Source organism: Pseudomonas sp. GW821-FHT02A11, from assembly GCF_059421985.1.
The window spans coordinates 37,796-51,656 of sequence record NZ_JBWKWB010000004.1; the positions used below are offsets into that span (position 1 = coordinate 37,796).

7 protein-coding genes are annotated in these 13,861 nt (G+C 61.7%); 3 read left to right on the forward strand and 4 right to left on the reverse strand.

Annotated features, from left to right (window positions below):
• The first annotated feature begins 24 nt into the window (after positions 1–24).
• Positions 25–5,247, forward strand: a complete 5,223-nt coding sequence (locus AC07V9_RS07700) for a hypothetical protein (RefSeq protein ID WP_495015137.1) — start codon at positions 25–27, stop codon at positions 5,245–5,247.
• A 20-nt stretch (positions 5,248–5,267) separates the two neighbouring features.
• Here AC07V9_RS07700 and AC07V9_RS07705 read toward each other — a convergent pair whose 3' ends face one another.
• From AC07V9_RS07705 to AC07V9_RS07720, 4 genes are all read right to left on the reverse strand, one after another.
• Positions 5,268–6,419, reverse strand: coding sequence for an acyl-CoA dehydrogenase family protein (locus AC07V9_RS07705; protein ID WP_495015138.1), 1,152 nt, complete (start codon positions 6,417–6,419; stop codon positions 5,268–5,270).
• A gap of 3 nt (positions 6,420–6,422) precedes the next feature.
• Positions 6,423–7,520, reverse strand: coding sequence for an enoyl-CoA hydratase/isomerase family protein (locus AC07V9_RS07710; protein WP_495015139.1), 1,098 nt, complete (start codon positions 7,518–7,520; stop codon positions 6,423–6,425).
• 314 nt (positions 7,521–7,834) lie between these two features.
• Entirely contained in the window at positions 7,835–9,979 is a 2,145-nt protein-coding gene (gene egtB / locus AC07V9_RS07715; protein WP_495015140.1) for an ergothioneine biosynthesis protein EgtB, read from the reverse strand.
• Positions 9,980–10,027: 48 nt separating this feature from the next.
• Positions 10,028–10,384 (reverse strand): DUF427 domain-containing protein, encoded by a 357-nt coding sequence (locus AC07V9_RS07720; RefSeq protein ID WP_495015141.1) that lies wholly within the window; start codon positions 10,382–10,384, stop codon positions 10,028–10,030.
• 333 nt (positions 10,385–10,717) lie between these two features.
• Between AC07V9_RS07720 and AC07V9_RS07725 the strand changes: the two genes are divergently transcribed.
• Both AC07V9_RS07725 and AC07V9_RS07730 read left to right on the forward strand, forming a co-directional pair.
• Positions 10,718–12,397 carry an MFS transporter gene (locus AC07V9_RS07725; protein WP_495015142.1) on the forward strand — a complete coding sequence of 560 codons (1,680 nt, stop codon included), beginning with the start codon at positions 10,718–10,720 and terminating at the stop codon, positions 12,395–12,397.
• Positions 12,394–13,605 carry an HlyD family secretion protein gene (locus AC07V9_RS07730; protein ID WP_495015143.1) on the forward strand — a complete coding sequence of 404 codons (1,212 nt, stop codon included), beginning with the start codon at positions 12,394–12,396 and terminating at the stop codon, positions 13,603–13,605. Before AC07V9_RS07725 ends, AC07V9_RS07730 begins: the two co-directional genes overlap by 4 nt.
• Positions 13,606–13,861 lie beyond the last annotated feature (256 nt).

Here is a 13,861-nt window from a genome sequence, read left to right on the forward strand (position 1 = left end):
CCGTTCTGCAATAAGGAGCTATTGATGGCTACTGCACCCTCCCGTTATTTCCACACGGTCTCACTCAGACAACGTTTTATCGATGAGCTTGACCTGGCGCTGCACACTGAACGTCTTGGGTCTGATGAGCGCCGTTGGCTGCTCGGTCTGACCCGCACACCGGTTGCCGATGACACCGATCCGGTGAGGGTCGATCGGCTCACCGTTGACGACATTTGCCTCCAATCCCTGGAGCTGTCGGCCGCGCTGCTGTTGAGCCATACGCTGACCGATGACAGGCGCGTGTACCTGCACACCCTGGCCAGAGGCATCGAGGTGTTCAGTGATCGCGCCGCGCTGTTGTCCGCGCTACGAGCACGGTCTGCCGATGGGCACGCGAATGCGATTTTCGAAGCGCAGAAAATCGACGGCGATCCCTTCAAGGTGCAAATGCTGGCGATCGTCGAGCACCAGGTTGCACGGATTACGCACTTGACCCATGAATTCAGGCAGACGCCATCCCTTGAGGCCGCGTCGAGCGCCTCGCTCGGTGCTCAGCTGCACACCATTGAGGCCTACAAGACGCTCGACCCTGCCACTCATCTGCTGCAACAGGTCACCACGGCCAGCAATGATGGCGGGTCGGTCGTAACCACGCAAACATTGGCCCGCGCCGCTTTCGAGGACTACTGCGCGGTGCCTCTGCCCGAGGGCCAGCAGCGGCGCTTTCTCGATGCCAAAGGGACAATTGCCAGTGCCACCGAGGCCGCGGTGTTCAGTAAGGCGTTGGCCGATTCGAAAAAAGATGTCGCCACCTGTTACGGCGACCTGCTCAAGACGTTCTGGGGGGCTGAATGGGCAGAAAACAGCACGCGCCGGGCGCTGGCCATCGAGCGTTTTGGCGACAGTGTGCGTCATCAGATTTACGACCGTTGCCATGCAGACAACAAAAGTACGCAAAGGCTCATCGGGCTGCTGCAGCAGGATACGGCGAATAACGGCTATCGCATGACCCTCAAGGTTGGCAGCCGCGTTGGCTGTGATTTGGCCGGCACATTCGTGGTCAAGTCGCAGACCCCAGGTGATGGTTCGCTGCTGTGGTTTACGCCGGACCATCAGTGGCTCGATTTCGCCGATCTGAAGGCGCTGACCGAGTTCCTCTCCACGGTTGAGGGACACCAGAAGCTGCGACCGGCGCTGGCGCTGCAGGATCAGCCGATGTTGGAGCAAACCGGCCAGTGGCAGGTCGAGCTGTTGGCCATTGCCACACCGCTGTTCGCCGAACGGGTGGATTCGATTATCGCCGTACAGGCGCGCAATCTTGCTTATGCATTAGGGTTGACCAGTACACCGCAAGCGCGTGTGGCAATGCTCGACGATGCGCTGGATATACGCCGCCTGCTGGATCCGACGCAGCTGCGATTCAATGCAGGGCGCTGGCAGGCAGGCGCCTGGTTCGACTTCGACGATGCCTGGGTCAAGCCCCGAGCCGACGTACAGCAAAGCGCTCGATTGCCAGCTGCGGCCGATCCCGATCCCGATGCCGACAACGCACCTACGCAACTGCCGTCCTGGCAGCAGCAAACCAAGGATTTCGACTTGCGGGCCGAGCGTCTGCGACGTCAGGGCAGCACGTTACGCGGGTGTGCCGAGCAGGCGCTGCAGCGTTACCTGTGCGTGCTCGTTCGCGATCAGGTAAACGCCACAGACATTCGCGTGCGGTGGCTGGAGTCGGCCGCCGAGGACGCCTCGGATGTCGAAACGGCGGCGACTGCTGTGAGCGAGTCACAGCGCGCGGTTTCCATGGATCTGCCGTCTCTGCTGCTTGAATGTGTCAGTGGCCATCGCTCCCGGACACTTCCCGCTGGGGCACAGCTTGTGTTGGCTTCGCCGAGCCTGGCAGGGCAACTGCAGATCGAGTGGGTGCAGCGGATGCTGGACAAGATCGCCCCCCGCTTCCCGGAGCTCTACGTCAGCGCGTTCGAGCAGTCCATGAGCGTTACCCAGCGATGGGACAATCAACAGGTGCTTGCTGAATGGGAGGCGCAACGCCTGCGCGAGGGCGGCATGCGGCTGGACCTGGCACTGGCTGGGCGCACGCACCGATTCGACGACGGGGTAGTGAACATGGCGCAGCAAGTATTATCCCGCCCGGTTCGCGCTCTGCGCACGGCGTTGGCCGAGCCGGTGACTGAGGCCTATACCCTGTCGTTGGTGTACGCGGGAAACACAGCGCCGCTTTGCGACATCCTGGTCTTGCGCCAGCCGCTCGGCCCACAACGGCCAGGCCTGCTCTGGACCACCGAGTCTGGCTGGCGGCCCTTTGCTTCGTTGCAGGCATTGCAGACACTCCTGCAACGCGAGCTAGGCGGCCCTCACCGCGAGCGCTGGCTGGAACGGGTCGGCGAAGCTGATAGACGTGCCTTGCGCGCGCACTTGGTCCAGCCCTCGGGCAACTCGATACAGGTGGTCCTGAACCCGGTGGACGGGCACGCGATCCAGGCTTTGCAGCAAACCGTGCTTGACCATCAGAAGCAGAACCTGCGCCAGCTCTGTGTACGCGCCAGACGCTGCCGTTTCGAAGCCGGGCTGTTCACGCGTCTGGCTGCACAAGCGCAGGTCGACGCATCGCTGTGCAACATGCTCGACGGGCTCTCGGTGCGGGTGGATAACAATTTATTCGAGGCGCTGCTGCCGCCATGGCTCAAGTCCGCGCCGCTTTTGGATCTCAAGCGTTATTGCGATTTGTTGGCGCGCTATTACCTGGTCAGCGACGGCGGCAAGGATTTTCTGTTCGATATCCCCACTCAGCAGGGGTACGCCCGTGAGCAACTGTTGAAACAGTTGGCTCAAGACTTTCCCGGGCAGTCACTGGACCCCGATCAGATCACCGTGATTGCGCGCCGCTATGCCACGGCGATTCCGGCGGTGGGCCAATTGCCGTCTGCGATACCAGCGGCGACGCTGATAGACCGCCAATCGCTGACCGCGTTTGCGATCAACCGTTTTGTCAACGAACCGGATGCCATGCTCAGTGTCGAGTGTGAAGCGCATGCATCGATCGCCCGCGTGCTGACGCCTGCCTATCTGCGCCAGTTGGTCACGCGCTTGGACGTCGGCACCGGCTATGTGACGTTGCTGCGCAAAGCGCTGACTGCGGGCGATGAAAACTATGCATTGCGCAAACGGCTGTTCATCGAGCAACTGCCGTTGACGCTGCTGACGGTCGCGTTGCCGGAGAAGATTCAGGGCAAACTAAGCGCGAAGGCCTATCAATATGTATCGCGGGTGCTGGAGATGCCTGACGGTATCGCCCGCGAACCGGTCGACGGGGTGCGTGTGATCCTTACCCCGCTGCAATTGGTCGCCGATGCGGGGATGACCCCGGATCCGGTAACCGGTGTGTACATGATCTGCCCATCGGCGGCCGACGCTGGTCCAGTGGTGCTTCTGGCGATTCACCATGGGCCTTTTACCTTCCGTGAGTTTGCCAGTCAGGCCCAGTTGCTGGCGGCCATTCGCAGCGAAGAGGCGTTGCAGCAGCTTGTGCTTGATCGGGTCGAGCCCGAAGTTCATCGCCGTTACGCCCACGGCGGTTTTGTCGAGCCGCACCTGCCGTTTTCGGTCGAGGGATTCGGTAATGTGCCGCTGCGTGCACCCGGCCCGGTGACGCTTGGGGTCACGGAAATCAAGGGCAACGCGTTGCAGTCGATGTTCACCGGCACGGTCAGGCTGTTACTCGACGAGGGCATCTCCAACGCCGTGACCAACTCGCAGGCCGATCGGGCAGGCACAACCTTTCTCGCCACGCTGGGTGTCGAGCAGGTACTTAACCTGCTGCCGAGCAAGCTGGCGGCGTTGATTACGCTCTGGCAAGCCCAGACCTGGTTTCGCGCATCCGCCGCATCCGCTTCGGGGCGCCGTTGGGGCGAGGCGCTGTCCGAGTTTTCTGCGGCGCTGGCGGTCATGGTCTCGACCCGAGAGCAGGCCGCAGAGGATCAACCCGGCAGCGAACTTGCCGTGGATCAAGAGGGGCAGGCGCCTGCGGTTTTTTCCTGGCGTGATACGCCGCTGACTGTCGAGCAACGTGCACGGCTGCAGGCACTGGAAGCCCGAAACGTGGCGCTTGAGCAGATGCGTCATGACAAGCTGCTCAACCTCTATTTCACCCAGGAAGACGATATCCCTTACGCCGTGGTTGCCGGCAAGGTGTATCAGGTCAGGCGTATACCCCAGAGCGGTGATTGGACCATCGTCGGGGCCGATGGCGCGCCCGGCCCAGGGCTGACGATCGACAGTAATCAGCATTGGCAGTTGGATGTGAACCTGCGTCTACGAGGAGGAGGCGGCGTTGTCGGTAAGCTCGCTGTCAGCAATGTCGAGCGCAGTGTGGCGAATGCCATGATTATCGAAGCCAGCGGCATGCCTGATATTCGATTGCTGTACCGCGACCGCGCCAGGCGCATCGTCCAGGCGCACCTGCAGGCCAGGCAATATCTGCAAAACAGCCTGGATAACCTCAACCTTGCTCAACCGGGAGCCCCGCTGGACCCCCGGGTCATGCGTATCATTGGTGATTTTTTCGGGGTTCAGACGCCTGACAGAGCGCTGCTGATCCGCGTCGAAAAGTCGATCAAGGCATTGTTCGATGCAGTTACGGACCCGTCGTTGTCACCCTTTTCATCGCCGCGCTTCATCGTGGGGTCCAACCGGCCAGGACATGAGGCCGTGACAGCCTTCGTCATCAAGGACGACGTCCAGCGCCGCGTGTTTCTGAGCGAGCAGTATTTTCACCCAGCGCGTTACTCGCTGACCCCTCAAGCGGCGGCACAGGGTTTTGAATCGTCGATCCATCATCGGGCGGCGATCCTGCTGCATGAGTTGTCGCATCAGATCCTCGATACGGAAGATATCGCCTACCTGGAAGTGATGGCGCCGTATCCTGATTTGCTCGCTGTGGACAGCGCCGAGAACCTCAGGACGAAGACTCAGGTGGAACGCCTGCAGGAGCATCGCTTGTCCCATCGAACCAAAAAAGCCAGCCTGTTCACGACGTACGAGGCAGGGCGGTTGCGGGATATGAAACCCAACGATGACCGTGGCTACAATCTCATTCTGCGTATTACCGGGGCGAAAAATCTGGATCAGGCACGAGACGTGTTTCTGTCGGATGTCAGCCGCCGCAGTCTGATCATGTTGAACAATGCCGACTCGCTGATTCTGTTGATCCTGCGGCTGGGGCGGCACAGCTTTGCGCCGAGCCCTTGAGGGCCCGGCACGCGCGGGATTTATAACGTGTAGCGACGCAACTCTCGAGCAATCAGCAATCGCTGGATTTCGCTGGAGCCTTCGTAGATCTGGGTGATGCGTGCGTCCCGGTAGTATTTTTCCACCGGGTAGTCTTCCAGATAACCGTAGCCGCCGTGGATCTGGACCGCCTTGGAGCAGACCCACTCGGCCATCTCGGAGGCGAACAGCTTGGCCTGCGAGGCTTCCGACAGACAGGGCTTGCCCGCCGTGCGCAGGCGCGCGGCGTGCAGCACCATCAGGCGTGAGGCGTTGATGCGGGTGTGCATGTCGGCCAACAGATTGGAGACGCTCTGGTGCTCGATGATCGGCTTGTCGAACTGCACCCGCTCACGGGCATAGACCAGCGCGGCTTCAAACGCCGCGCGAGCGATGCCCAAGGCTTGCGCGGCAATGCCGATGCGACCGCCTTCCAGGTTGGAGAGGGCGATGGCCAGGCCCTTGCCGCGCTCGCCCAGCAGGTTGGCTTCGGGGATGCGGCAGTCGCTCAGGGTCACGGCGCAGGTGTCCGAGGCCTTGATGCCCATCTTGTGTTCCATGCGATCGACCGTGTAACCGGGGTTGTCGGTGGGCACCAGAAACGCCGAAATGCCTTTTTTGCCCAGATCCGGGTCGGTGACGGCAAACACAATCGCCAGCTGTGCCCGCTTGCCGTTGCTGACGAACTGTTTGGCGCCATTGAGCACCCATTGGCCATGCTTGAGCTCGGCGCGGGTACGCAGGTTATGGGCTTCGGAACCGGCCTGGGGTTCGGTCAGGCAAAAGCAACCGATGGCCTGGCCGGAGGCGAGTTTTTCCAGCCACTGGTTTTTCTGCTCGTCGCTGCCGTAGTTGAGCACCGGGCCGCAGCCCACCGAGCTGTGCACGCTCATGAGGGTGCCAGTGGCCGCATCGCCTGCGGAGATTTCTTCGACTGCCAGCGCATAGGCCACATAGTCGATGTAGGTGCCGCCCCATTGCTCGGGAACGATCATCCCCAACAGGCCCAGTTCGCCCAGCTTGGCGACCAGGGCATCGTCGATCCAGCCAGCGTCTTCCCACCGCCTGGCGTGGGGCGCGATCTCGTTGCGGGCGAATTCGCGCGCCATGTCGCGAATCATGATCTGTTCTTCGGTCAGTTCAAGGTCTTGCATAGGTCACGCCTCATGACCGCTGAAGAAGCTCGCCACGTGCTCGGCATCCAGTGCCTGCACGGTGGGCGGGTTCCAGTGCGGTTTCTTGTCTTTGTCTACGATCAGGGCGCGCACGCCCTCGATCAGGTCGCCCCGTTCGAACCACTGACGATCCAGATGCAGCTCCAGGTCGAAGCAGGTTTCCAGTGGCAGATGACGACCGCGGCGCAGCAGCTCCAGGGTCACGGCCATGGCCAGTGGTGAGCGGGTTTTCATCAGGTTGGCGGTATCCACGGCCCAGTGATGGGTGTCGGCGACGTTCACCTCCAACAGCTGTTCGATGATGCTCGGGATGTCCGGCAGGGCAAAGAAATGATCGATGGCCGGGCGCAGGCGGGCCAGCGGCGCGTCAGGCAATTGCTGAACGCCTATTTTCGCCAGCGCGCCTTGCAAGTCCTTGAGCGGAGTCAGGGTCCATTTCAGCGTGTCGAGCTGGCGATCCAGATCCGCCAGCCGTGCGCTTTGCAGGTACCAGTCAGCCAGACCGCAATACAGCGCGTCGGCAGCGTGAATCTGCACGCCGGTCACGCCCAGATAGATGCCCAGCTCGCCCGGCACCCGAGGCAGGAAATAACTGCCGCCCACGTCAGGGAAATAACCAATGGCCACTTCCGGCATCGCCAAGCGGGTGCGTTCGGTGACCACGCGCAGGTCAACGCCCTGTGCCAGGCCCATGCCGCCGCCGAGCACGAAGCCGTCCATCAGCGCCATGACGGGTTTGCGGTAGTGATGCAGAGTGAGGTCCAGGGCGTATTCTTCGACGAAGAAATCCTGATGCTCGGTTCGACGGCCCATGAAGCTGTCGTACAGCGCGCGAATGTCGCCACCGGCGCAGAAGGCTTTTTCACCGGCGCCGCGCAGGACGACGGCGTAAACTTTGTCGTCATCGGCCCACGCATCGAGCTGCTGTTGCAGCTGGCGGACCATTTCAAGATCGATGGCGTTCAGCCCTTGCGGACGATTGAGGGTGATGTGGCCGATGTGATTGCGTACTTCGGACAGAACGGTGTCGCAAGCCGGTTCCTGGCCTGAAGACGTGGCCGATGCTACCTGTGCCGTCATTGCTGACTCCCTGTGGCTTTTGTTCTTTTTGCTCGTTCAGCCGACCCGCAGGGGGCCGCGCTCCGTGAGATGCAGCAAGGATGCTAACAGCGCAATTTTGCAAATGACAATGAAGAATCGTGCACCCTCGGTGTGCATATTTGCATGGGCCGCCCAAGATCGATGGCTGTAAACCGCTGCTAGGCCAGGCCTACGATCCACTGTGGGAGCGAATTCATCCGCGAGGGGACAGCACAGGCGATACATCTTTGTTGCCTGAAATACCGTCTCGCGAATGAATTCGCTCCCACAGGTTTTACCGCACCTGACCGTTACTATGCCCGCAAGCTAAACAACGCCATCTCGGGCGCATCACTGATCCAGTGCTGACTCACACGCCAGCCCGCTCGCGCCGCCAGCTCAGTGAACGACTCGACCGTGAACTTGTGCGAATTCTCGGTGTGCAGCCGCTCACCCGCCGCGAAGTGAAAGCGCTGGCCGGCAACGCTCACCACCTGTTCGACCTGACTCACCAGATGCATTTCCATGCGCGCTTGTTCGTCATTCCACACCGCTTCGTGGCGGAACGCATCGACATTGAAATCCGCCCCCAGCTCGCGATTGATCCGCACCAGCAGGTTCTTGTTGAAGCGCGCGGTGACGCCCTCGGCGTCGTCGTAGGCCGCTACCAGCGTGTCGGCATCCTTGACCATGTCCACGCCGACGATGAAATGCGCCTGCGGACCCAACACTTCATGGGCCGAATGCAGAAACGCCACCGCTTCATCGTGGGTGAAGTTGCCGATGGTCGAACCAGGGAAGAAACCGACGCGGGTGTGACCGTTGGCTTCTTTGGGCAGCGTCAGTACGCGGGTGAAGTCATCGACCTGTGGTGCAACCACGAGTTTCGGGTACTTCTGGCTTAGGGATTTGGCGGCCTTGTTCAGGGCCGTGGCGCTGATGTCGATGGGCACATAGACCGCAATGTGGGGCGCCGCGTCGAGCACCAGCCGGGTTTTTTCGCTGGCGCCACTGCCGAATTCAACCAGAGCTGCACCTTCGGGAATCGACGCGGCAATCTGTCCGGCGATGCCTTTGAGCAAACCGGTTTCGGCGCGAGTGGGGTAGTACTCGGCGGTTTCGCAGATGGCCTCGAACAGGTCGGACCCAGCGGCATCGTAAAAGTATTTCGGCGACAGTGATTTGACTGGCGCGGACAGCCCTGCGACCACGTCTCGAGCGAATTCGCTGTCGTTCGGGTTGACCACGCCCGGCTGGCGGCTGTCGCGAGCCAGGCGCAACCCGGCGACCATCCAGCGTTTGTCGGTCGGGAAGAAGTTGCGATAGGTGAGCCGGCAGTGATCGGGGGACGTCACGCTGGCGCCACCGCGCAGCACCATCTGGTTGACCATGAACTTGCCGTTGTACTCGCCCACCGCGCCCGCCGATGGCTTGAAGCCTGGGTAGGCACTGTAGGCACTCTGGGTCCATTGCCAGGCCACATCGTCCACTTGTTCGAGCAGGCCCGCGCGGGCTGCGGCTTCCCATTCGGCCTCGGTGGGCAAACGGGCACCGGCCCAGGTGGCGAAGGCGGCGGCTTCGTAATAGCTGATGTGGGTGACAGGGCCTGCCGGGTCGATGTCTTCGAGACCGCGCAGGCTCATGCGTTTCCAGCCGTTGTCGTCGTGCTGCCAGTACAGCGGCGCGTTCCAGTCCAGTTCCTGAATCAACGTCCAGCCTTCGGACAGCCACAGCGCAGCCGTGTGATAGCCGCCATCGGCGATAAAGCTCAGCCACTCGCCGTTGGTGACCAGCCGATCGCTGATTTCAAAGGATTGCAGATAGGTGGTGTGGCGCGGGCCTTCATGATCGAAAGCGAAGGATTTGCCGCCATGGCCGATCTGCGTCAGCCCGTTGCTCAGCGGCTTGAACTGGCCCCGACGGCCAGCGGCGTCTTTCGGCCAGGCCAGGTCATAGGCGGGCTTGAGCGAGGACAGGCTGAACAGGTGCAGGATGTCCATCAGCAGCAGTTCCTGATGCTGCTCTTCATGGGCCAGGCCCAGCTCGATCAGGCTCGCCATTTCATCGGACACCGAACCCATCAACAGCTTGCCCATGTGCTCATCGACGTAGCTGCGATAAGCCTTCACCTGATCGACCCCCGGCCGGGTCATCAGCCCCCGTTGCGGGCGCGGATGACGCGGGCCGACAGCTTCGTAATACGAGTTGAAGAGATAACCGAAGGTCGGATCGAACGCCTTGTAATCCGTCACGTTGGGCATCAGCAGAAAGGTTTCGAAGAACCAGGTGGTGTGCGCCATGTGCCACTTGGCCGGACTGGCATCGGGCATCGACTGCACGACCATGTCTTCGGCGCTGAGCGGGGCGACCAGTTGCTCGGTGTGACGACGAACGCTCTGATAGCGCTTGCACAGCGGCTGCGTGGCAGGGGTTTCGCGTAGCTGGCGTGAGTGACGCATCGGTTCTCTCCGGTGTCGGGTAGCGAAGGCGCTTGGAGCAGGGCGGCGTCAATGAACGTCGAGGGTCACCTTGTCCGGATAAAAGGCCACGTGACCTTCTATCTCCTTGACCGACGGATACGCCTCTTCGTATGTCCAGACAGCGTTTTCAGCGGTCTGGCCATCGGCGCTGAGGCTGAAATAGCTGGCGTCGCCCTTGTAGGGGCAATGGGTTCGATGTTCAGTTCTAACGTAATGTTCAATCGAAATATCCGAGCGGGGCACATAAATCACCGCCGGATAACTCGCCTCCTTGAGTTCGAGCGCCTTGTCGCTCTGCGCGACACGCACACCCTTGAACTGAACCGTCACGCGGCCCTTGAGTGGGGAAATCGTGATGGGATGATCGGGACCTGGAATTTTCATGACGATGAATCCTGTTGATCCGATAGGAACGCCCGGCAGCAAAAGCGGGCGTTGGGCAGGAAAGCCAGTGTAGACGGGCTGATCGGGAGTGGCCGTGTATTGGTCGGAAAAACCGGATCGATTGGACCCGTAGCGTCGGAAATCGCTGCCGATTTTCTCGATACCGCAAGACTGTCGCTCGAGCTCAGACAGACAGGCGGCAATTAACTAAACTCCCACCCCAAACCAGCCCATTTGCCTGCAGAAAGCGCCGAGTCGTCACACCGTACGAGTGGGCGTTGAGTAATATCGCTCGGGTCACGGTCTCAGCATCGCATCCATCAGGTCTGCTCGATGAACGACAAGTACAAACCCCATGACTGGGCGCCCCACGAGCGGCCGACGATACCGGGCTCGCCTTCCACACCGTTGCACCCCACACCCAAGCGCCTGGCGTTTGCCGTGGTCGGGGTGATCGTCGCGTTGACCGGCGGGCTGGGCAACGCCCTGGTGGTCGCCAACCTGCAATACTTGCAGGGCGCGCTGGGGGCCACGCAGGCGGAAATTGCCTGGCTGCCTGCCGCGTATGTGATGACCAACGTTTCGATGAACCTGTTGCTGGTGAAATTTCGTCAGCAGTTCGGCTTGCGCGCGTTCACCGAAGTGTTTCTGGTGTTGTATGCGTTGGTGACCTTCGCGCACCTGTTCGTCAACGACATCGAGTCGGCCATCGCCGTGCGTGCGGCCCACGGCATGGTCGGCGCGGCGCTCAGTTCGCTAGGGCTGTATTACATGATCCAGGCCTTCGCGCAGAAGTGGCGGATGAAGGCGCTGGTGTTGGGCCTTGGCACGGCGCAACTGGCCACGCCTTTGGCCAGGCTGGTGTCTGAAGACCTGCTGCAGATCGCCGAATGGCGCGGGCTGTACCTGTTCGAATTGGGCATGTGCCTGTTGGCGCTGGGTTGCGTGCTGATCCTCAAGTTGCCGCCAGGGGACCGCTTCAAAGCCTTCGAAAAGCTTGATTTTCTGACCTTCGCCTTGCTCGCCTCGGGCTTTGCGGCGTTGTGTGCGGCGTTGTCGCTGGGGCGCATCGAGTGGTGGCTGGAGGAGCCGTGGATCGGCCTGGCGCTGGTGTTCTCCATCGTCACCATTCTGGCGGGGCTGTGCATCGAACATAACCGCACGCGACCGTTGCTGATTACGCGCTGGCTGGGCAGTGGGCGGATGCTCCGTTTTGCCCTTGGCGTGCTGCTGACCCGCATCGTGCTGTCCGAGCAGGCGACGGGGGCGGTGGGGTTTCTGCAGGGGCTCAATCAGGGCACGCAACAGCTGCACACGCTGTATTTGTTCATGCTGCTGGGCAGTGTCGCGGGGCTTGCGGTCAGCGCCCTGACGATCAATCCGCAGCACCTGTTCAAGCCCTTGATCATCTCGCTGGCGCTGATGGCCGCAGGCTCGATCATGGACAGTTTTTCCACCAGCATCACCCGTGGCCCGCAGATGTATCTCAGCCAGTTTCTGCTGGCCTTCGGCGGTACGTTCTTTCTGGGGCCGACGCTGGTGCTGGGCATGAGCGGGGTGATCAGCAACCCGCGCAACATGGTCAGTTTTTCGGTGATGTTCGGGATCTGCCAAAACGTCGGCAGCCTGATCGGCTCGGCGCTGCTGGGCACGTTTCAGGTCTGGCGCGAGAAATTCCATTCGGCGCACATCGTCGAGCACATCACGCTGCTCGACCCACAGGTGCAATCGCGTCTGCAAAGCTCGGCGGCGTCCTATGCTCAAGCCATTGCCGACCCGTCGGCGCGCACCAATCAGGGGATTCGCGCGCTGGCGACGGCGGCTACGCGGGAAGCCAACACCCTGGCCTATAACGATGTGTTCATGCTGATTGCCCTGATCGCGATCCTCACGGCGGTCTGGATCACCAGCCGCGCGACCTGGCTGTGGATCACCACCGAGCCGGTCGCACCCTTTACGCCGACTACCCCGGCAGCCACTTCCGTTCAACCTTCTGGCGCTCAACCTTCATGACTGAACCCGGCAAACCTTCTGGCAGTTCTACTGGCTCTTCAGGCAACAGCTCAGGTAACAGTTCCGCCCCACAGGCCGCCGCACCCGCTCCGGCGGTCATGCCCGCCACCACTCAACCACGTTCGGCGCGGGTGCGGCTGGTGTCGTCGATCCTGTTCGGCGGCATCGCCCTGGCCGGGGTGTTGATCGTGCTGTACGCCTGGCAGTTGCCGCCGTTCAGCAGCCCCATTGAAAGCACCGAGAACGCCCAGGTCAGGGGCCAGACCACGATCATCGGTCCGCAACTGAGCGGCTACGTGTATGAGGTGCCGGTGCAGGATTTCCAGTGGGTCAAGCAGGGCGATCTGCTGGTGCGCATCGATGACCGCATCTACCAACAGCATCTGGATCAGGCCCTGGCGCAACTGGGCATTCAGAAGGCCGCGCTGGACAATAACCTGCAACAGCGCCGCAGTGCCGAGGCTACCATCGTGCAGCGTCAGGCCACGTTGGCCAGCGCCCAGGCTCAGAGCGAGAAGGCAGCGGCGGATTTGCGTCGCAGCAGCGCGCTGGTGACGGACGGCTCGGTGTCCAAGAGTGAACTGGACGTCACCCGCGCCGCCGATGCCCAGGCCAAGGCGGCGCTGGCCGAAGCCAAGGCGACGCTGGAAATCGCCCGGCAGGATCTGCAGACAGTGATCGTCAACCGCGGTTCTCTTGAGGCCTCGGTGAAAAACGCCGAAGCCTCCATCGAGCTGGCGCGCATCGACCTCTCCAATACGCGCATTACCGCGCCCCGCGACGGTCAGCTGGGGCAGATCGGCACGCGGCTTGGGGCGTACGTCAACTCCGGGGCGCAGCTGATGGCGCTGGTGCCGCGCCCACGCTGGATCATCGCCAACATGAAGGAAACCCAGATGGCCAACGTGCGTCTGGGCCAGCCGGTGAGCTTCACCGTCGACGCCCTGGAGAACCGCAAGATGCGCGGTCGTGTGCAGCGGATTTCTCCAGCGGCGGGCTCCGAGTTCAGTCTGTTACCCGCCGACAACGCCACCGGCAACTTCGTCAAGATCGCCCAGCGCATCCCTGTGCGCATCACCGTGGACAACGATCAGGATGGCGTCGAGCACCTGCGACCGGGCATGTCGGTGGTGGTCAGCATCGACACCAGCCAGGACGGCCCCGTGCCGCCGGATCCGGTGGATGGGAGTGTTGATACGCAGCATTGACGCTTCTTTGGCAGCACGGCTTGCCGGCGGCGGTGAGGGTGGGGACGCAACCGCCAGCAAGCCGTGCTGCTACAAAATGCATCTGGCACGCCCTTAATTTGTATCCCACTGTATCCACCCCGCGCACAGACACGTGCCGAGTCAATTGCCCCGCTTGACCGACACATCCGCGATACCTCCAGACCGTTCAATAGGCTCCATCGAGGCACAACGCCCCGGCCCACTTGAACACATCGCTTATCAAGCACTGGAGATC

Bases quoted from the DNA above. Each gene is read 5' to 3' on its own strand.
- AC07V9_RS07700 (WP_495015137.1), top strand. From the start codon at position 25: ATGGCTACTGCACCCTCCCGTTATTTCCACACGGTCTCACTCAGACAA.
- AC07V9_RS07705 (WP_495015138.1), bottom strand. From the start codon at position 6,419: ATGCAAGACCTTGAACTGACCGAAGAACAGATCATGATTCGCGACATG.
- AC07V9_RS07710 (WP_495015139.1), bottom strand. From the start codon at position 7,520: ATGACGGCACAGGTAGCATCGGCCACGTCTTCAGGCCAGGAACCGGCT.
- egtB (WP_495015140.1), bottom strand. From the start codon at position 9,979: ATGCGTCACTCACGCCAGCTACGCGAAACCCCTGCCACGCAGCCGCTG.
- AC07V9_RS07720 (WP_495015141.1), bottom strand. From the start codon at position 10,384: ATGAAAATTCCAGGTCCCGATCATCCCATCACGATTTCCCCACTCAAG.
- AC07V9_RS07725 (WP_495015142.1), top strand. From the start codon at position 10,718: ATGAACGACAAGTACAAACCCCATGACTGGGCGCCCCACGAGCGGCCG.
- AC07V9_RS07730 (WP_495015143.1), top strand. From the start codon at position 12,394: ATGACTGAACCCGGCAAACCTTCTGGCAGTTCTACTGGCTCTTCAGGC.